The 19,351-nt window shown below is 38.8% G+C and carries 19 protein-coding genes; 14 read left to right on the top strand and 5 right to left on the bottom strand.

From position 1 onward, the window contains the following. Window positions 1-28: 28 nt before the first annotated feature. Window positions 29-988 (bottom strand): MlaD family protein, encoded by a 960-nt coding sequence (locus F0919_RS10175; RefSeq protein WP_150032635.1) that lies wholly within the window; start codon window positions 986-988, stop codon window positions 29-31. 571 nt (window positions 989-1,559) lie between these two features. Here F0919_RS10175 and icd point away from each other — a divergent pair. Beyond that, window positions 1,560-2,873, top strand: coding sequence for an NADP-dependent isocitrate dehydrogenase (gene icd / locus F0919_RS10170; RefSeq protein ID WP_150032634.1), 1,314 nt, complete (start codon window positions 1,560-1,562; stop codon window positions 2,871-2,873). A gap of 187 nt (window positions 2,874-3,060) precedes the next feature. Further along, window positions 3,061-4,050, top strand: coding sequence for a potassium channel beta subunit family protein (locus F0919_RS10165; protein WP_150032633.1), 990 nt, complete (start codon window positions 3,061-3,063; stop codon window positions 4,048-4,050). Window positions 4,051-4,363: 313 nt separating this feature from the next. Here the strand turns inward: F0919_RS10165 and F0919_RS10160 are convergent, their stop codons facing one another. Then, window positions 4,364-4,993: a hypothetical protein gene (locus F0919_RS10160; protein WP_150032632.1), complete on the bottom strand. Its 630-nt coding sequence runs from the start codon at window positions 4,991-4,993 to the stop codon at window positions 4,364-4,366. A 139-nt stretch (window positions 4,994-5,132) separates the two neighbouring features. On the opposite strand from F0919_RS10160, the gene radA reads away from it, so the two are divergent. From radA to serC, 3 genes are all read left to right on the top strand, one after another. Beyond that, complete coding sequence (gene radA, locus F0919_RS10155; RefSeq protein WP_150032631.1) at window positions 5,133-6,506, top strand: DNA repair protein RadA; 1,374 nt, start codon at window positions 5,133-5,135, stop codon at window positions 6,504-6,506. Between the two features lie 43 nt (window positions 6,507-6,549). After that, entirely contained in the window at window positions 6,550-6,969 is a 420-nt protein-coding gene (locus tag F0919_RS10150; protein ID WP_150032630.1) for an aspartyl protease family protein, read from the top strand. A 66-nt stretch (window positions 6,970-7,035) separates the two neighbouring features. After that, on the top strand, window positions 7,036-8,103 hold the full coding sequence (serC, locus tag F0919_RS10145; protein ID WP_150032629.1) for a 3-phosphoserine/phosphohydroxythreonine transaminase: 1,068 nt from the start codon (window positions 7,036-7,038) through the stop codon (window positions 8,101-8,103). Between the two features lie 85 nt (window positions 8,104-8,188). Here serC and F0919_RS10140 read toward each other — a convergent pair whose 3' ends face one another. Both F0919_RS10140 and F0919_RS10135 read right to left on the bottom strand, forming a co-directional pair. Then, window positions 8,189-8,845 (bottom strand): hypothetical protein, encoded by a 657-nt coding sequence (locus tag F0919_RS10140; RefSeq protein ID WP_150032628.1) that lies wholly within the window; start codon window positions 8,843-8,845, stop codon window positions 8,189-8,191. Between the two features lie 49 nt (window positions 8,846-8,894). Continuing rightward, window positions 8,895-9,455, bottom strand: a complete 561-nt coding sequence (locus F0919_RS10135; protein ID WP_150032627.1) for a hypothetical protein — start codon at window positions 9,453-9,455, stop codon at window positions 8,895-8,897. A gap of 163 nt (window positions 9,456-9,618) precedes the next feature. Between F0919_RS10135 and F0919_RS10130 the strand changes: the two genes are divergently transcribed. The 4 genes from F0919_RS10130 (at window position 9,619) to F0919_RS10115 (ending at window position 12,153) form a co-directional block, all read left to right on the top strand. Then, window positions 9,619-10,392, top strand: coding sequence for an ABC transporter permease (locus F0919_RS10130; protein ID WP_150032626.1), 774 nt, complete (start codon window positions 9,619-9,621; stop codon window positions 10,390-10,392). A 32-nt stretch (window positions 10,393-10,424) separates the two neighbouring features. Next, the gene (surE, locus tag F0919_RS10125) at window positions 10,425-11,189 is read left to right on the top strand and encodes a 5'/3'-nucleotidase SurE (protein WP_150032625.1); all 765 of its coding nucleotides are present in this window, start codon (window positions 10,425-10,427) and stop codon (window positions 11,187-11,189) included. Between the two features lie 41 nt (window positions 11,190-11,230). Beyond that, entirely contained in the window at window positions 11,231-11,500 is a 270-nt protein-coding gene (locus F0919_RS10120; RefSeq protein ID WP_150032624.1) for a hypothetical protein, read from the top strand. 299 nt (window positions 11,501-11,799) lie between these two features. Continuing rightward, entirely contained in the window at window positions 11,800-12,153 is a 354-nt protein-coding gene (locus F0919_RS10115; protein ID WP_150032623.1) for a hypothetical protein, read from the top strand. A gap of 80 nt (window positions 12,154-12,233) precedes the next feature. Here F0919_RS10115 and F0919_RS10110 read toward each other — a convergent pair whose 3' ends face one another. Beyond that, window positions 12,234-12,782 carry a glutathione peroxidase gene (locus F0919_RS10110; RefSeq protein ID WP_150032622.1) on the bottom strand — a complete coding sequence of 183 codons (549 nt, stop codon included), beginning with the start codon at window positions 12,780-12,782 and terminating at the stop codon, window positions 12,234-12,236. A 284-nt stretch (window positions 12,783-13,066) separates the two neighbouring features. Here F0919_RS10110 and gyrA point away from each other — a divergent pair, with 284 nt between their 5' ends. The 5 genes from gyrA to F0919_RS10085 all read left to right on the top strand — a co-directional run bounded on the left by gyrA (window position 13,067) and on the right by F0919_RS10085 (window position 19,340). Continuing rightward, the gene (gene gyrA, locus F0919_RS10105; RefSeq protein WP_150032621.1) at window positions 13,067-15,793 is read left to right on the top strand and encodes a DNA gyrase subunit A; all 2,727 of its coding nucleotides are present in this window, start codon (window positions 13,067-13,069) and stop codon (window positions 15,791-15,793) included. A 172-nt stretch (window positions 15,794-15,965) separates the two neighbouring features. After that, on the top strand, window positions 15,966-16,211 hold the full coding sequence (locus F0919_RS10100) for a hypothetical protein (RefSeq protein ID WP_150032620.1): 246 nt from the start codon (window positions 15,966-15,968) through the stop codon (window positions 16,209-16,211). 83 nt (window positions 16,212-16,294) lie between these two features. Then, on the top strand, window positions 16,295-16,486 hold the full coding sequence (locus tag F0919_RS10095; RefSeq protein WP_150032619.1) for a cold-shock protein: 192 nt from the start codon (window positions 16,295-16,297) through the stop codon (window positions 16,484-16,486). 356 nt (window positions 16,487-16,842) lie between these two features. Continuing rightward, window positions 16,843-18,615: an ABC transporter ATP-binding protein gene (locus F0919_RS10090; protein ID WP_150032618.1), complete on the top strand. Its 1,773-nt coding sequence runs from the start codon at window positions 16,843-16,845 to the stop codon at window positions 18,613-18,615. 143 nt (window positions 18,616-18,758) lie between these two features. Beyond that, entirely contained in the window at window positions 18,759-19,340 is a 582-nt protein-coding gene (locus tag F0919_RS10085) for a TMEM175 family protein (protein ID WP_150032617.1), read from the top strand. Window positions 19,341-19,351: the final 11 nt, after the last annotated feature.

Below are 19,351 nucleotides of genomic sequence, written 5' to 3'. Positions count from 1 at the left end.
CACTTTTGTTATATAGAAAACGATAATGTTATTGTCTTGCTTTGCTTCCGAAAACGGAAACATTAATATACTTGCCGGGATGCGCTTTCACATCGCCCAATAAAGTATCTAAAGTGCCTAAAGTAGTTGACAGATTATTATAAAGTCTTTTATCGTTTAGCAACAAACCAAGGCTGCCGTTGCTGTCGTTTGCCTTTGCCACCAGGCTCTGCAAATCTGCTGCTGCTTTCCGCAAATCATCCACAGTCTCCTGAACAGGAGCGTTTTTTAAAGAAGTGGAAAAATCATGAAGATTGCTCAATGTATTATTGATCTGCTCATTATTGGAGGCAAGGTTGCCGGTAACACTATTCACATTTTTAATCACGCCTGCCAACTGGCCGCTTTGCTTATTAAGTTCTGTAGCCAATCCTGACAATTGGTTCAGGCCAACTTCCAGAGAAGCAAAACTCGCATTCAAATGTTTGCGCGCATCATCGTTAATAATATTATTTATTGTATTCAAAAGCGTATCTAAAGAAACAACCGTATGTGTAACGGTCTCTAAGACAGGTGAAACCTGAGAACCTAAATTGCCTAACAAGCCTTCTGCTTCTTTACTTTGAATAAAACTGTTTTCAGGTAATATCTGCGGGTCATTGCTCATTTCAAGATTCAGGATTTTGGTACCTGAAATCAAATCGGCAGCTGTAAGCTGCACCACAGAGCCTTTAGAAACCTTTATTTCTTTCTTCAATAAAAAATGAACCTTGATTCTTCTGTCGGGCTGCAATTCAATTTTATCTACCTGACCGATTTTCAGGCCGTTCAGCCTGACTTCCGCCGATTCCTGCAATCCCTGAATATCACTGTAAATGGTGCTGAATCCCTGATCGGACGAAAAAAGCCCCTTACCTCTTAAGAAATTAATACCGAGTATAAATAACGTTATCGTTATTGCTACCATCAATCCAATCTTTATCTCATTTCTGGGTTTAGCTGACGCCATAAATCATTATTGTTTTGTCAAAAGTAAATAATATACAATTACTAATCAATAATGTTGTGCTGTCATTCTGATAATATTATAAACTATTGAAGCAATACCTGAAATTAAGGCAATAATACAAGCCATCCGTCAGCCTGAGTTATGAGCCGGAAGGTCGGGGAAAGCTTTCCAGTGTACTGGATGAGAGACCGGAGCATCAGGGGAGCTTTCCAGCATACCGGACGGGTTGCCGGAAGCATCAGGGAAGCTCTCCAGTGTACTGGATGAGAGACCGCAGCATCAGGGAGGCTTTCCAGTGTACTGGACGGGTTGCAAGGGGCATCAGGGAAGCCATTCTGTAATATCAAAGACATTAAAATTATTCTGATAACATAAGTGGGAAAAGCTGACCGGATAATAATATCCTTAAAAGTATTTCCGGCTTAAGCATTCAACATCTTTAAGCCAATGTTTTCTTTATGATAATAACATTTAAAGCCTATAATTGCTTAAATTCGCACCTCAATTTTAAAAATCAAAAAAGCATAACATCGGTTATAGCAATCGACGTTCATAAAAATTTTAAAATAACATGCAAGGCGAAAAAATTACAATGGGTGCCGACGGAAAATTAGTAGTTCCTAATCATCCTATTATTCCATTTATTGAAGGTGACGGCATCGGGCCGGATATATGGTCGGCATCTGCAAAGGTACTGGATGCAGCTATAGAAAAAGCTTATGACGGTACCCGTAAAATTCACTGGAAAGAAATATTAGCCGGCGAAAAAGCATTTAATCAAACAGGCCAATGGCTGCCCGAAGAGACTTTGGAAATGGCTAAGGAATACCTGATTTCCATCAAAGGGCCTTTGACAACGCCTATCGGTGGCGGTATCCGTTCTTTGAATGTGGCTTTGCGGCAGACATTGGATTTGTATGTTTGTTTGCGCCCTGTGCGTTGGTTCCAGGGTGTACCCTCCCCTGTCAAGCATCCTGAATGGGTAGACATGGTTATTTTCCGTGAAAATACCGAAGATATCTATGCAGGTATTGAATATATGGCAGGTACGCCTGAAGCTGAAAAATTCAAGAAATTCTTATTGGAGGAAATGGGTGTGAAACAAATCCGTTTCCCTGATTCTTCTTCCTTTGGGGTAAAACCTGTTTCCAAAGACGGTTCTGAGCGTCTTATCCGCGCTGCCATCGATTACGCTATCGAGCATCATAAACCAACGGTAAGCCTGGTACATAAAGGCAATATCATGAAATACACAGAAGGTGGTTTCAAGAACTGGGGTTATGAAATGGCGCAACGCGAATATGGCGATAAAGTTTTCACATGGGACCAATGGGAAGCTATCAAAAAAGAGAAAGGTGAGAAGGATGCAAACGAGGCATTGCGCGAAGCGAAGAAAACAGGCAAAATCATTATCAATGATGTAATTGCTGATAATTTCTTACAACAGATTTTGCTGGCGCCTAAAGATTATTCCGTAGTTGCTACGCTGAACCTGAATGGCGATTATATTTCCGATGCATTGGCTGCTGCCGTTGGTGGTATTGGTATTGCACCGGGTGCAAATATCAATTACAAAACGGGTTATGCCATCTTTGAAGCAACGCATGGCACTGCGCCACGTTTTGCCAATACAGATACCATGAATCCTTCTTCCCTGATTCTGAGCGGCGTAATGTTGCTGGAATATCTTGGATGGCATGAAGCTGCAGAACTGATTACAGGTGGCCTGAGCGCAACCATTATGCGCAAAACCGTTACAATTGATTTCTATAATTTGATGACGGATGCTACTTTATTGAAGACAAGTGAATTCGGCAATGAAATTATCAGAAACATGGGACTGAATATTTCTCCTGTTATTTTGAAAAAAGCAGAGCAGTATTAATTGTGAAGTAAAATGGTTGAGCATTAAGGTTTAATAAGAAACATTGATTATACCATCAGATAAAAGGGCTGCATTATTTGCAGTCCTTTTGCTTTTAGCTCCCTAAATTTGACAAGAATTTCAATAATACATTCTATTTTCCCACAGTGACGCTGCGCCGCTGCGAGAAACTAATACAACAAGAAATATGGAATATCGTAGAATGGGCAATACAGGCCTGCAATTAAGTGCTTTGTCTTATGGTTCGTGGGTAACGTTTGCAAAGCAGATTGATGACAGCATTTCGGACAGGTTGATGAGCATTGCTTATGAAAATGGCATCAATTTCTTTGACAATGCCGAAGTATATTCATCAGGCCAATCTGAACTAATGATGGGCCGTGTATTGAAATCAAAGAATTGGGAACGTTCGTCTTATACGGTTTCAAGCAAAGTATTTTTCGGATGGAGGGGCAAGGAAAACAAGCCTAACCAACACGGACTAAGCCGCAAACACATAATGGAAGCATGTGACGAGGCTTTACAAAGGTTACAACTGGAATACCTGGACTTGTTCTTTTGCCATCGTCCAGATAAGAATGTTCCGATGGAAGAGGTGGTGCGGAGCATGAATACATTGATTCAGCAAGGTAAAATATTCTATTGGGGAACGAGCGAATGGAGCGGCGCTGAAATCATGGAAGCACACGCGGTAGCACAAAGGTTAGGTTTGGAAGGCCCGGCAATGGAACAACCGCAATACAATTTGCTGGAACGCCAGAAAATGGAAGTGGAATATTATACCATTTTCAAAAATATCGGGATGGGCACAACGATCTGGAGTCCTTTGGCATCCGGCCTATTGTCCGGTAAATACAACAATGGTATTCCTGATGATTCACGTCTGGCATTGGAAGGTTTTGAATGGCTGAAAGACAGAACTTTTACGGAAGACAGAATTGAACGTATTAAAACATTGCAGCAAGTGGCTGAAGAATTGGATACTACACTTGCAACATTATCTATTGCATGGTGCATTAGTAATCCGAATGTAACAACTGCCATTTTAGGTGCCACCAAAGAAGCACAATTATTGGAAAACTTAAAAGCGCTGGACGTATATCCAAAAATAACAAATGAGATAAAGGAGCGGATAGACAATATTATGAACACGAAACCTACAATGCCACAATTTTAATTATAATCTGAAAATCAAACGTTTATTTAGCATATTTGACACGAAAATGCGCTAAAGAACAAAACAGGATATAGACAAAACTGATAAATTCGATTTCATTTTTAGCCTTTTGCGACTTATTTTTGTGGGGTACTTATGATAATAATGGGTTAGTAAGTAAGTAGCCGTCCTGATAATATCGGGACGGTATTTTTTTGTTTATATTTATGGATGGAAATTGTAAGGAACCTTACTCAATGTCTGTTCGGCGGATGATAAACCTTATAGGTTTTAAAAACCTATAAGGTTTGCAGACATGGATACTATTTTTGGTTTATTCAATTACATACAATTCAGGCATAAACTTATTATGTGTGTTATTATAATTGCTCACTGAAATATCTCCGTTAAACCATTCAATCATTTGCTCTCTTTCTATTCTCGATGAAATGTCCATACGAAAAAGAGCACTATAAGAGGAGAACTTCCATTCTTCCGGATATAAACAAAACCCATGCTTTACAGGATTATTGTGAATGTAATGAACCAGATTTCTATAATATTGAGGATGCACAATCTCAATTCTTCTGGTATAATCTAAAAACAGCGCGCCCTTTCTATTGTATCTTTTATTTATAGACTTTGTGTAACTGTTCAGGAAGTTGCTAAACTGTTGCATCAGAAATTTGTGAAAATCAAACTCATTGTCAGGAATAATTGCTCCTTCATTTAAGATACAATAATGGCTCAATATCTCTGCTTCTGTTCTGAATTGGATAAAAAGGTGAAAATGATTTGGCAATAAACAGTAGGAAAACGTTTTTGCTATCGGCAGAATATAATGCACATACCTCTTCAGGAAATAATAATAATTATCTTCATTTCTAAACAGATTGTCATTGCCTACGGCATGATTAAAAATATGATAGTAGCTTTCGGGTTTAAATTTTTCCACATACTTCATAAGTAATAATTTAAAACAATACTCAAAAATAAGCATCAAATATTACTGTCAAAATAAAACCTTATAGGTTTTCAAAACCTATAAGGTTTGCATAACTTGCATTCCAATTCAGAAACTTAATAAAATATCCCTCCTTCTTTTGAAAAATAAATCAGCCTTCTTTTGTCAGCAATGTGGATTTGAAAGTCCTAAATGGGCAGGGAAATGTCCAAGTTGCGGCGCGTGGAATTCCTTTGTAGAAGAAAAAGTAACGAAAGCCTCCAATAAGAACGATGTTTCTGACTTATGGACGGAAGAAAAAAAAGAAACCGGTAAAGCCAAAAGCATAGAATCCATTGTAGCCGAAGAAGAATCAAGAATGTTATTGCCTGACGAAGAACTGAACAGAACGCTTGGCGGCGGCTTGGTGCAGGGCTCTGTTGTGTTGGTTGCGGGAGAACCGGGTATTGGTAAATCCACTTTGTTTCTACAATGTGCCATGCAATGGCAGGGAGCAAAAACACTTTATGTATCAGGCGAGGAAAGTGCGCATCAGATTAAAATGCGGGCAGAAAGGGTTGGTGTAAAAAATGATAATCTTTATTTACTTACGGCCACGGACACAAATGTCATCTTTTCGGAAATAAAAAAACTGAAACCGCAATGGGTCATTATTGATTCCATACAAACTTTAGAATCATCCTCTATCGAAAGCGCACCGGGCAGCGTTTCGCAGGTCAGGGAATGTGCTGCAGAGCTGCAACGTTTCGCCAAGCAGACCGGAACGCCTGTTTGTATTATCGGGCATATTACCAAGGATGGAAATATAGCGGGACCGAAAATTCTGGAACACATGGTAGACACCGTTTTGCAATTTGAAGGCGATCGTCATTACGCTTACAGAATCTTACGGACGCTCAAAAATCGATTTGGCTCTACATCCGAATTGGGTATTTATGAAATGACATCCCAGGGCATGCGTGGTGTAACCAATCCGTCAGAGGTATTACTGACCCAACATGATGAACCATTAAGCGGAATAGCAATAGCCGCAGCCATTGAAGGATTAAGACCTATGATGATTGAAGTGCAGGCTTTGGCATCACAGGCAGTTTACGGAACGCCGCAAAGAACCACCAATGGCTTTGATTTACGTCGCCTGCAATTGTTGTTGGCTGTTCTGGAAAAAAGAGGCGGCTTCCATTTTGGAATGAAAGACGTATTCCTGAATATAGCAGGCGGTTTGAAGATTGAAGATCCCGCTATTGATTTACCCATCGTTTGTGCATTGCTTTCTTCTTACGAAGACAATGCCTTGCCATCCAATGTTTGTCTTGTCGGTGAAGTTGGCTTAAGCGGTGAAATCCGTGCGGTGAACCGTATTGAACAACGAATAGCAGAAGCTGCAAAAATGGGAATGGATGTGATTGTTATACCAAAGGCAAATGCAAAAGGATTAGATACCAAAAACTTCAATATTGAAATAAAATTAGCGAATAAAGTGAGCGATGTTTACCAGACTTTTTTCGGGTGACACACTTAATGAAAATTCGTAAATTTGAATAAAACAATAAGATATGGGATTAGTATATGCTGATATTGAGATCATAAACGCAGAAGACATTGTATTATCTCGTCGATTTATAATTGGAGAAGATGAAATCAGAAGAATGTCTTTGAATCTTCTGGTTGATACAGGAAGCTATATGCTCTGCATTAATGAAAGCATACAAGAACAACTTCAGTTTCCGGTTGTAGAAAAAAGAAAAGCACAATTAGCTAATAGTCAGATAGTAGAATGTGATGTTGTAAGTATGGTGGAACTAAAGTTCAAAAACAGACGCACAATTTGTAATGCTATGGTACTGCCAGGAGATAGCGAACCATTATTAGGAGCCATTCCTTTGGAAGACATGGATGTTTTAATTCATCCTTTGAAGCAGGAATTAATTGTTAACCCGGAACATCCCTACTTCGCTCAAATGAAAGTAAAATAATAAAACCTCAATCTTCAGGCTCCGGATTATTGTTGACAATTCACTATTGACTATTCACAAATTAAAATGCTGATAAATTTCGATGCGGGTCCTGCCGCTTTACCAAAGGAAGTATTGCAACAGGCTTCTGAAGCTATTTTGAATTATAATAACAGCGGCCTGTCTATTCTTGAAATCCCACATAGAGGCAAATTGTTTGAAGCTATTCTTGAAGAAGCCAATACATTAGCATTGGAATTATTGGGATTGGATAAAAATGATTATCAAGCAGTATGGATGCAAGGTGGCGGTCGTTTGCAATTCAGCATGATACCTATGAATTTCCTTGCTGTAAATGAAACTGCCGGTTATATTGAAAGCGGGCATTGGGCATCGGAAGCGCTGAAGAACGGAAAGCTATACGGCAATACAAATGTTTTAGGAAGTTCAAAAGCAGATAATTTCCAATATATTCCTCAATGGGGTGATACCCCCGAAGACTTGTCTTATTTGCATTTTACCAGTAACAATACAATCTACGGAACACAGTTCCATTCATTTCCTGAAACAGAAGTTCCATTAATCGTGGACATGAGTTCAGAGCTTTACAGCAGAAAACTGGACTATAGCAAATTCAGTTTGATATATGCAGTAGCACAAAAAAATATAGGTCCCGCAGGTGTAACATTGATCGTGATTCGTAAATCCTTATTGGAAAAGCAAAAACGTGTTTTACCTGAAATCCTTTCTTACAGGGACATGGCTAAAAACAATTCCGTTTTGAATACCCCACCGGTATTTCCAATTTATTGTAGCTTACTAACATTGCGCTGGATAAAAGCAATCGGAATGGATGCCATGCAGCAAAGCAATGAAGAGAAGGCAAGGTTGCTGTATGATGCAATCGACGAAAGTAAATTATTTTACGGTGTTGCAAAAAAAGAAGACCGGAGTATGATGAATGCGTGTTTCAGGACGCATGACGACAAGCATACAGAAATGTTCCTTGATTTTGCCAAAGAAAGGGATATTGTCGGAATCAAAGGTCATCGCAGCGTTGGTGGTTTCAGGGCATCCATGTATAATGCTATTTCAGTGGAAGACGTTCAGCGGTTGGTAAGTGTTATAAAGGAATATGAAAATACTGTAAATTAATATTACCGCTTTTTCAGTTTAGCTATTCAAGATTTGACAACTTTTAAAAAGTTGTCAAATCTATAAAACAAGAATCCAATTTTCCCTATTTCAGATACCAATAAGCACCCAATTGTACTAAAGTACCAATCAGATAACCTAACCAGACTTCTCCCGGTTTATGTGCCTGCAACACCATTCTTGCAGTACCGATAATGCCACCAATCAACATTGTCAATAAAAGAGGAATCAATAAATTAAAGTTACCAATCATCATCAGTACGATAACGATACCGATAGCGCCGCCTGCCGCTGCAGTATGCATACTTACCTTGATAAAGATATTAGCCATGAAAACCAATATCACACCCCAATATGCACCCAACATTAATACCTTTAGCGACAACGGCGTATTGAGATGCTTTAAAGACCAGTAATTCCAGAAGTAAAAAATCATCGTTGCGATAAGCGGTATGATTCTTTCTTTATTCGTCCTCAGCTGAATACTTTCTATAAAGCCTAAGGCCTTCAATAACAATGTAGTAATCAACGGGAAAAAGATAGTATTGAGTACTATATTCAGCAGAAAATTGCCGCGTTCCGCAGGAGTTGTTCCCACAAATTCAGATTTATTCAGGTAGCTTATAACAATAGCCATTACTACCGGCATAAACATCGGGTGGAATAAATAAGAAATAACCTTGGCCGGAAACCGGAGGCCCTTATGTGCCGATAAATCTGTTATGGGAAATTTTGTTTGCATCGGCGCAAAGTTATACAGAAATGCGAATTATAAATCAATATTACATTCTTTACATACAATCAATCTCCGACTTCATTTGCTGAACTTTTTCCGCCCACGTTTTCTGAACGTCCGCAATTGTGCCGTGTCTGGTTTGCTTATCATACAATGCTTGCTGTGATTGTAACTCATTCGTGTATTTACTTTGGATATCACGCAACTTTTGCTTTACATTCTTTGAATTAAATGTTTCATTCATAATGGCATGATACATCCTGCAGGCATATATTCCCGTAAGGTCAAAATGAATTTGTTCATGGTTCAATACCCTTTCGTCCTTTCCTTCAGGCTTCATCCATGAGTTGGATTTATCAAAATAAACCATCATGGAAACATTCACGTCCATTTTACCATTAAAAGATTTGCCTTCCATAGACACCTGAATGCCGCTATAAGTTGCACCGACACCATTCGAATTCATATCAGGCCTTCCTTTAAAATCTGCTATCTTCAAATCATTATTCACATTGTACAATATGTAATCGGAATTATCAGCCTTATTCTTAAACTGAATGGTAATATCAACAGGCATGGCGGATTTTCCCGTTTGCGTAAAAACAGAAAAAGGCATTAGTAATAATGTAAATGCTATTATATAAAATCTTAAATGAAGAGAATGCATAATCCTGTTGTTTTCGTAATGCAATTTTACGCTAAAAATAACCAAACCTCTTTTTGCAATACCTTATCTTTGGAATACCTTAACTATTATCCTTAAAAATCTTTCGCTTATTATGCTCCATCTATTAAAAATCGAATGGCTTAAAGTAAAAAACTATCCCACATTCTGGATTTTGTTAGGATTATTTGCATTGCTTCTGCCTTTATTCAACTATCAATTCAGCAGCGGCCACGTAAATGGCGCACAATTGTTTGGTCAACTTTTTGGGTTTCCCAATGTCTGGAGCATATTAGGCTTTTTAACGAGCTGGCTTGTATTGTTCATTGCTTTTTTAATCATCATCCTTATTACTAACGAATACCGTTACAAAACCAGCAGACAGAATATAATTGATGGCTGGACACGCATGCAAGCCTTTCATGCAAAATGTCTGATAATAATATTGCTGGCTGTTTTTACAACAGCTTATGCCGGCATCTGGGGTTTGATTTTGGGTCGCATTTATAGCGGCAACTTTGATGGAGCCACCGAAGGCATGGATAAATTAGCTTATCTGTTTTTATTAAGCCTCAATTATTACGGCTTTGCGGCCATGATTGCTTTTCTTGTAAAACGAAGCGGCCTTGCAATCGGGCTATTCATGCTGTATTCCTTCATTGCCGAAAATATTATAAAATGGCAGTTGCGCGATTATTCTTTCAGCAGCTATTTACCGCTGCAAAGCAGCGATGAATTGTTACCCTTCACACCGCTTAAACAATTGATGAAGATGGCAGGAGGCGAAACAGAAGGGCCGGCTGTCAGCGCTTTCGTAATAGCAAGTTGCGTTTACATTGTGCTCTATTATATTATCAGCAGATACAAACTTTCAAAATCAGATTTATAACTCCGGCAAAAAAATATTCTTTTAAATTCAGAATGAAACCGATCATATTAATAACAAATGACGATGGCATAACAGCTCCGGGCATAAGAAGTCTGATAGAAGCCGTTCATGATTTGGGTGAAGTAATTGTAGTGGCTCCCGACAGTCCGCAATCCGGCATGGGACATGCTATCACCATTGGCAAACCTTTACGACTGGACGAAGTAGATGTATTCAATGATTTAGGCATTAAAGCGTGGCAAAGCAGCGGTACACCGGTTGACTGTGTAAAACTTGCCCATGATGTAATCCTGCATCGCAAGCCGAATATATGTTTAAGCGGCGTTAATCACGGTTCCAATGCAGCTATAAATGTTATATACTCCGGCACTATGAGTGCCGCCATGGAAGCGGCTGTCGAAGGCATTCCATCGGCAGGTTTTTCTTTACTGGATTTTAATTTCGACGCTGACTTTTCAGTAGCTAAAGAAGTAGTAAGAGAAGTTACACAAAAGATGCTGGCAGAGCGTATGCCGGAACATTTTCTTTTGAATGTCAACATTCCGAAAGTTACAAAAGAAGATTTTAAAGGCACAAAAATATGCAGGCAGGCAGATGCACACTGGTCTGAAAATTTCATAAAACGTAAAGACCCGCGTGGCCGCGACTATTTTTGGATGACAGGTAAATTCGTAAACAGAGACAGAGGCATGGATACAGATGTCGAAGCCCTGGATAACGGCTATGCGTCCATTGTTCCTGTCCGGATAGATTTTACAGATGAGAAATTGAAAAGCTGGCTGGAAAAGAAATTCTGAACCAATGCGCTTTGATTCTTAAAGCCCATTTATAAAACTCGATGAAGATACTCAAACATCTTACAGTCTTAATATTGACTATTATTACAGGTTTTTATAGCTATAGTCAGACAATAGAAACTTCTATTTCTCAGCAAGTAGAAAGTTTGACGATTGAATGGAATAAATCTATTGCAGCGCATGATATGATAAAGCTGGCTGTTCTATATGCTGATTCTGTTTCTATCTATGGGAATTTAAAAACGAACGCAGAAGCAATTTCCTTCAAAGAATCGTTTATTAAAAAAATAATGATTTTACGCAAACAATAAATGGGAAGATAATAACAACAAAAATTAATCAGTATCAATACAAATCAACCTTCAGGAAACAATCCGGATTTGCAGGTAAATTCATAAATGTAAATGGATATTTAATCTTTAATAAACAACGTAATGGTGAATGGAAAATTTCAGAAGAAAGCGATGATGTAACTGATAAAAATTTATCAAAAAGCAAAATTGGAATTTCAATTACAGGTGATTTTAATGGTGATGGATTAAAAGAAAAAACAAGTTTAAAAATATCATCGAAAAGCGAAGGGGAAGATGCAATTTTCCATATATCTATTTTGTTTTCTTCTTCTGAAATAAAGCCACTGAATATTAATCCCAACAGAGAAGATATATACCTCATCAATGAAGGAGATTTAAATAATATTCGAGGTGATGAAATAACTGTTTATGGGCCTCCATTGCATGGTTGCACTTACGAAATGTCCACATACACTTACGCTGATGGTGCATGGAAGCTTATAATAGAACCATTTCTGATTCCAACAGCATGTAATGAAATGTCAGATGCCGAGCTTCAAAACAGAATTTTAAAAGAAGGTGGTGTTGTTTATTATTATGATACAGATGTAAATGATGTGCATTTCAGACTGATTAAAAAGAAAGCCAGACTGAAGACAAAGAGAAAGTAATTGTAGTCATAAAAAAAGCGGTGAAACTTATTAGTTCACCGCTTTTTGTCAATTTTAATTTTAGATGTAAAAATCTAAACTTACTTCGTAATTGCATTCACAATTTCATCGCTCATAGGCTTCACCTTGGAAGGGAACATAGCAACCAGGTTTCCCTTTTCATCAATAAGGTATTTCTGGAAGTTCCAGCCAACGCTTGTATTGTCAAAGTTGTTGTAATCTTTATTAGTAAGCCATTGGTATATAGCCGCCATATCTTTTCCCTTCACCGAAATTTTAGCCGCCATCGGAAAAGTTACGCCATAGTTCTGTTTACAGAATTCCGAAATCTTCTTGTTATCTCCCGGCTCCTGAAACATAAAGTTATTGGCAGGAAAACCTACAATAACCAGTTTGTCCTTATAAGTTTCATACAATTTTTGCAGATCAGCATACTGAGGCGTATAACCGCATTTGGAAGCCGTATTTACAATCAGAATTTTCTTGCCCTTAAACGCCGAAAAATCTATGGTCCCACCATCGAGACCTTCTACTTTAAAGTCGTAAATAGACTTTGGAATATCCTGTGCATTGGTCCTTGGAGCTCCTAATGCAAAAAGGGAAATAATCAGGGAAATTATTTTTCTCATTAGTTTAATTTTTTGTGCAAGTTAATACATTCCGTTTCTAATCTTTTCAATACAACATTCGTTTAACCTTAAAAACATGTAATGGTAGGATCGGCTGCTTTGTAAATGAAGAAAAGCATTTATAAATCGCCCCTTTTTATCAAACATTAAAGAATTCCCGACTATCAGAGAAAAACTTATCCACACGCCATAAACAATCCGTTTTTGCATTGAAAATAATTGGAATTTAAGCCCGTTTTCAGGCTATTTTGCTTACATTTGCGTTCCTTTTCTAAACATTACAAATGGACGAAAACACAAATGATATCACACCGAATGAAGGTGGTGAAAATAAAGACAGTCGCATTGTTCAGGTAAATATTGAAGAACAGATGAAAACGGCCTATATCGACTATTCCATGTCGGTAATTGTAGGCCGTGCTTTGCCTGATGTTCGTGATGGTTTAAAGCCGGTTCACCGTCGTGTGCTGTTTGCCATGAATGAATTGGGCATGACACATAATAAAGCCTATAAGAAATCTGCCCGTGTGGTTGGGGAAGTTTTAGGTAAGTATCACCCGCATGGTGATAGTTCTGTATATGATGCCATGGTTCGTATGGCGCAACCCTGGAGCATGCGTTACATGATGGTGGACGGTCAGGGTAACTTCGGTTCTCAGGATGGCGACGGTCCGGCAGCAATGCGTTATACCGAAGCAAGATTACATAAATATGCCGAAAGCATGCTGGAAGACATCGATAAAGAAACGGTTGATTTCCAGCTGAACTTCGATGATTCACTTCAGGAGCCAACTGTGCTTCCGACAAGGATTCCGCAGCTTTTGGTGAATGGTTCCAGTGGTATTGCCGTAGGTATGGCTACCAATATGATGCCGCACAATCTTTCCGAAGTTATTGACGGTTGCGTTGCTTATATCAACGATAAAGATATCACGATAGATGATTTGATGAAGTATGTAAAAGCGCCTGATTTTCCAACCGGCGGTATCATTTACGGTATCGATGGCATCAAACAAGGCATGCATACAGGCCGTGGTCGTGTCGTATTACGTGGTAAAGTTACAGTTGAGACTACAAAACAAGGCAGAGAGCAAATCGTTATCACAGAAGTGCCTTATCAGGTAAGCCGTGATGCATTGACAGAGAAGATTGGCGCACTGGTAAATAATAAAGTAATTGATGGTATTACAAACGTTGCGAACGAATCAAATAAAGATGGTACACGCGTTGTAGTGGAAATCCGCAGAGATGTTGTGGCAAACGTTATCATCAACCAATTATACAAATACAGTGAACTTCAGACATCTTACGGTATTAATAACGTAGCACTGGTTAAAGGCCGTCCGCGTACATTGAACCTGAAAGATTTGATTTCGGAATTCGTGAACTTCCGTCATGAAGTAGTAGTGAAACGTACCGAATATGAATTGAGAGAAGCAGAGAAACGCGCGCATATTCTGGAAGGTTACATGAAAGTGATTGGTACGCAGGATGATTTGGACCGCGCTATCAAAATCATTCGTGAAAGCAACACGCCTGACTTGGCAAGAGAAGGTTTGATTGAAGCCTTTGGTTTATCTGAAATTCAAGCCAGAGCTATTCTTGAACTACGTTTAAGAACACTGACCGGCCTTGAAATCGATAAAATCAGAGCAGAATACGAAGAATTGATGAAGACCATTACACACTTGAAATCTATTCTGGCAAGTGAAGAAATGCGCTTCGACATTATCAAAGAAGAATTGGCTGAGGTTAAGAAAAAATTTGGTGATGAACGTAAATCTGAAATCCAATATGCTGCAGGTGAAATGCGCATTGAAGATTTGATTGAAGAAGAAGATGTAGTGATTACCATTTCCCATTTAGGTTATATCAAACGTGCATCGTTGGATGATTACCGTTCACAACGCCGCGGTGGTCGTGGGGCAATGGGCGGCAAAACACGCGATGCAGATCACCTGGAACATCTGTTTATTGCATCTACCCATCATACCCTTTTATTCTTTACAGAGAAAGGCCGTTGTTTCTGGCTGAAGGTTTATGAAATTCCGGAAACAGACAAAAATGCCAAAGGACGTGCTATTCAGAACCTGATGCAGATTCCGCAAGACGATAAAATACGTACCGTTATTGATGTACCGAGACTGGATGATGAAGAATTTGTAAACAGTCATTCCATTGTTCTTTGTACCCAAAAAGGTATCATTAAGAAAACAAAACTGAAAGACTTTAGCCGTCCGCGTCAAAGTGGCGTAAATGCTATTACCATCAATGAAGGCGACCGTTTATTGGATGCCGCATTAACCGATGGAGATAGTTATATCATGATGGCAGTTAAGTCCGGTCGTGCCATTTCTTTCCTTGAAGAAAAAGTAAGAGAGACCGGCCGTGGTGCAATTGGTGTTTATGGTATTGAACTGGATGATGAAAAGGATGAAGTAGTCGGAATGATTTGTGTGCCTAAAAAAGATATCAACAAACAAATTTTAGTGGTATCTCAAAAAGGTTTAGGCAAGCGTACATCATTCCTGGAACCACTGGAAGAAGATGCTTCTGAAGAAGAAAAATCGAAGGCAATCAGGATTACAAATGAAGAAGGCGTAGAACAATTATATACACTTTCCTATCGTATTACAAACCGCGGTGGTAAAGGTGTTAAGACCATCAACATCACTGAGAAAACGGGAGGTTTGGTTGGCTTGCTTGCTGTTGAAGAAAATGAAGACCTGATGATTACCTGCAAATCCGGTATCACCATTCGCATGAAGGTGAAAAACATAAGAGAAGCAGGCCGTGCTACACAAGGCGTGAAACTAATCAACTTAGATAAAGGTGATGAAATTTCTGCTATCGCACGTATTCAGGAACAGGAAGAGGATGAAGAAATAACTGATGCCGAAATCGTAGATGGAGAAACACCTGCAACTAATGATGAAGCAAATGACGAAGGCTCTGATGAAAATGACGAAAATGAAACGGATGAAGATTCCGAAGCTCCTGCTGAAGAATAATCTCATCTGAAATTAATTTCCGGAAATAAAAGCCCATCTCTTTGAGGTGGGCTTTTCACATTGTATTACCACATCAGAATCTGTTAAATAATTTAGAAGCCGAAACCTTCAAACATTATTCTTGTTAGCTTTAATGAAACCATAATCAATAACAACACAATCTCCCGGTATTATGAAATCATTAAACCACATAAAAGCTACATACGCACAAGAAAGGAATTTTCATTCATGGGAACATTTTTGTTTAGTTGCAAATGATGATATGTTTATTCAGGCTGTTGATACAATAGCACTGCTTTTTGCTGAAGCACAGGTTAGTAATGTATTAAAACCGGCAAAGCGCAATAACCTTGTTCCAATGTATATGAAACGAAATAAGAGTTTCAAATCGGCTTACTCTGTTAGTTTTTCAAAATAAATTTCAAGAAAAAAAATATTTATGATGTTTGTATGGAAGTTTACCTTACCTTTGCTCTTTAATCATTTATTATTTATTACACAATGCAAGAAGGAAAAGTAAAATTCTTCAATGAAACTAAAGGTTTTGGTTTCATTACACCATCAAACGGCGGCGCTGACTTATTTGTTCACGTTACTGGTTTAATCGACGAAATTCGCGAAGGAGATACAGTTTCCTTTACTACTAAAGACGGTCCAAAAGGATTGAATGCAGTAGAAGTGAAAGTTATCTAATTTTAGGTATAAAGTCTTTCAAAAAGCGCACTGGTTTCAGTGCGCTTTGTTTTTGTGCCTGTTTTAATCGTTGTATGGTTTTATTGCAAATTGGCATAAGGTTTATGTAGATTTAAAGTTCTTTTTATTTATCCTTCAATCCAAATTCTTAAAGTACCACCGTACTTAACCTTACCCCAAACCATTCAGCCATAAAACAATTAAACAATTTATACTGCCATAATTAAAATGATTTTGATTTTAATTATCCCGCTAATTGAGCAACAGGAGCCATATTTCATAAACCTTTGGTAACATGCTCACAGAACCATCAGAATAATACCAATTAAAATATCTGCTATCTTTGCCGGTCTATTATGAAACTACTCTTACGATACCTCAGCAAATACAAATGGCTTATCTTTTTCGCATTGATTCTTGCAGCCATTAATCAGATTTTCTCCCTCCTGAATCCCTGGATTCTGGGTAACAAAATCATTCCTGTAGCAACGCATGCCGATAAATACAATAGCCACGATTATTTCAATCTTGTGGTTACCGGCCTATTGCTCATTATCGGTGCAGCCATGGTTTCCCGCATTGCCAAAGCTTTTCAGGATTATGTGGTAAATGTGGTCATACAGAAATTTGGCGCACAACTTTATACCGATGGACTGAAGCATGCGCTACGCCTACCCTATCAGGACTTTGAAGACCAACGAAGCGGTGAAACTTTATCCGTACTTCAAAAAGTGAGAGCAGATTGCGAAAAGTTTATTACCAATTTCGTGAACGTGCTTTTTGCAACTTTGGTAGGTCTGGTATTCGTTACCATTATTGCCTTCAACATCAGCCCCATGTTGCCGCTTATTTATTTAATCGGAGCCGTTGTTTTATCCTTTTTGACAAGTGTTTTAAGCCGTAAAATAAAAGCCATTCAAAAAAGTATCGTAAAAGATACCAATGCACTGGCCGGTTCTACTACAGAATCTTTAAGGAATATTGAACTGGTAAAAAGCCTTGGCCTGACCAATCAGGAAATCCGTCGCCTAAACACCACTACCCTGAAGATTTTACAACTGGAATTGAAGAAAGTAAAAAGCCTTCGTTCCATAAGCTTCATCCAGGGCACCTTTGTAAACTTCCTTCAGCAATGCATCATGTTCGCCTTGCTGTATTTCGTATTCCATCATAAAATGGACGTGGGTAAAATGGTAATGATGCAATTCTATTCCTTCTTCATCTTTGGGCCACTACAGGAATTGGGTAATATCATCCTTTCTTACAGGGAAGCAGAAGCATCTTTGAATAACTTACAGGACCTGATGAAACGTGAAGTGGAATTTCAGCCATCTAATCCTAACCGCATTGATGCTATTCAAAACTTAAGGTTCGATCATGTGAAATTTCAACACCAATCTGCCACCAGAGCAGCTTTGGAGAATGTTTCATTTGAAGTAAGCCGTGGTGAAACCATTGCATTTGTAGGCCCGTCGGGAGCAGGTAAATCTACTTTGGTAAAATTGCTGGTAGGCCTGTATCATCCAAGCAATGGTAAAGTCTATTATAATAATTTTGGCGACGATACCATTGATTTTGACGCACTCAGACATCAGATTGGCTTTGTAACACAGGATACGCAACTATTTTCGGGGACAATAAAAGAAAACCTTTTGTTTGTGAATCCATCGGCAACAGATGAAATGATCGAAGACGTTTTGCAGAAAGCAGCCAGCAAAAGCATTCTTGACAGAGCCGACAAAGGATTGAATACCGTTATCGGCGAAGGCGGCTTAAAGCTTTCCGGTGGCGAACGTCAACGTTTGTCCATTGCCCGTTCTTTGCTGCGCGCACCAAAGCTTATGATTTTTGATGAAGCTACCTCTGCTCTCGATTCCATTACAGAGGAAGAAATTTCAAATACCATTCGTCATATCACTTCGCGCAGAGAACATATAACCGTGATGATTGCCCACAGGCTATCTACCATCATGCATGCCGACCGTATTTATGTGCTGGAAAAAGGCAGGATAGTAGAAACCGGAAGCCATCAGAATCTTTTGGACGAAAAAGGTTTGTACTATGCCATGTGGCGCCAGCAAATCGGTGAAAGAAAAAATGAGCCGGGCATTAAACTCGAAAAAGCATAATATCCTTTCAGATAAAAAAATGCAACTCCTTTGGAGTTGCATTTTTTTGTTTTAGATTAATCGTTGCATATTTGCATTACCTGTTACGCTTACAAGAACAAAAAATCAGGAAGTTAAAACAACATTCCAAACAAATTTTCAAAATGACAAAGACCCGCCTGGAAGCCTTTAGCGACGGAGTACTCGCCATCATCATAACCATTATGGTTTTAGAGATTAAAGTGCCTCATGGAACTGACTGGAATGAATTGATAAAACTCCTGCCCGTCTTTTTCAGCTATGTAATCAGCTTCCTGTTAGTAGGCATCTATTGGGGAAACCACCATCATTTATTGCATACCCTAAAGCATGTCAACTCCCCCATTATACTTTCCAACCTCAATCTGTTATTCTGGTTATCGCTCGTGCCTTTTGCAACCGGATGGATGGGTGAAAATCATTTTGCACCGAATACCATTATCGTGTATTCCATATTGCTGATTTGCTGCGGCCTTTCCTATGCCATCCTGCAAAATATTATTATCAAATCAGGACTGGCTCAATCGGAATTTACGGATGCACTGAAGAAACAAAACATGAAAGTACTCATTTCCTTTGCCGCCGACCTCATTGCTATTCCTATGGCCTACGTAAATCCCGTTATTTCAGGCGTGCTACTGGCTTTGCAGTCATTAATCTGGCTGATTCCCGATAAGAATATTGAAAAAACTTTGCCCAATAAATGATTGCCGGAATT

Origin of the sequence: Taibaiella lutea, assembly GCF_008629695.1 — a bacterium.
In the GTDB taxonomy this organism is placed as follows: Bacteria; Bacteroidota; Bacteroidia; order Chitinophagales; family Chitinophagaceae; genus Taibaiella; species Taibaiella lutea.
Note: the sequence above shows the minus strand (reverse complement) of the source record. Positions and strands in the feature narration are given on the sequence as shown.

Coding starts and splice junctions, on each gene's coding strand:
- F0919_RS10175 (WP_150032635.1), bottom strand. CDS start 988: ATGGCGTCAGCTAAACCCAGAAATGAGATAAAGATTGGATTGATGGTA.
- icd (WP_150032634.1), top strand. CDS start 1,560: ATGCAAGGCGAAAAAATTACAATGGGTGCCGACGGAAAATTAGTAGTT.
- F0919_RS10165 (WP_150032633.1), top strand. CDS start 3,061: ATGGAATATCGTAGAATGGGCAATACAGGCCTGCAATTAAGTGCTTTG.
- F0919_RS10160 (WP_150032632.1), bottom strand. CDS start 4,993: ATGAAGTATGTGGAAAAATTTAAACCCGAAAGCTACTATCATATTTTT.
- F0919_RS10150 (WP_150032630.1), top strand. CDS start 6,550: ATGGGATTAGTATATGCTGATATTGAGATCATAAACGCAGAAGACATT.
- serC (WP_150032629.1), top strand. CDS start 7,036: ATGCTGATAAATTTCGATGCGGGTCCTGCCGCTTTACCAAAGGAAGTA.
- F0919_RS10140 (WP_150032628.1), bottom strand. CDS start 8,845: ATGCAAACAAAATTTCCCATAACAGATTTATCGGCACATAAGGGCCTC.
- F0919_RS10135 (WP_150032627.1), bottom strand. CDS start 9,455: ATGCCTTTTTCTGTTTTTACGCAAACGGGAAAATCCGCCATGCCTGTT.
- F0919_RS10130 (WP_150032626.1), top strand. CDS start 9,619: ATGCTCCATCTATTAAAAATCGAATGGCTTAAAGTAAAAAACTATCCC.
- surE (WP_150032625.1), top strand. CDS start 10,425: ATGAAACCGATCATATTAATAACAAATGACGATGGCATAACAGCTCCG.
- F0919_RS10120 (WP_150032624.1), top strand. CDS start 11,231: ATGAAGATACTCAAACATCTTACAGTCTTAATATTGACTATTATTACA.
- F0919_RS10110 (WP_150032622.1), bottom strand. CDS start 12,782: ATGAGAAAAATAATTTCCCTGATTATTTCCCTTTTTGCATTAGGAGCT.
- gyrA (WP_150032621.1), top strand. CDS start 13,067: ATGGACGAAAACACAAATGATATCACACCGAATGAAGGTGGTGAAAAT.
- F0919_RS10100 (WP_150032620.1), top strand. CDS start 15,966: ATGAAATCATTAAACCACATAAAAGCTACATACGCACAAGAAAGGAAT.
- F0919_RS10095 (WP_150032619.1), top strand. CDS start 16,295: ATGCAAGAAGGAAAAGTAAAATTCTTCAATGAAACTAAAGGTTTTGGT.
- F0919_RS10090 (WP_150032618.1), top strand. CDS start 16,843: ATGAAACTACTCTTACGATACCTCAGCAAATACAAATGGCTTATCTTT.
- F0919_RS10085 (WP_150032617.1), top strand. CDS start 18,759: ATGACAAAGACCCGCCTGGAAGCCTTTAGCGACGGAGTACTCGCCATC.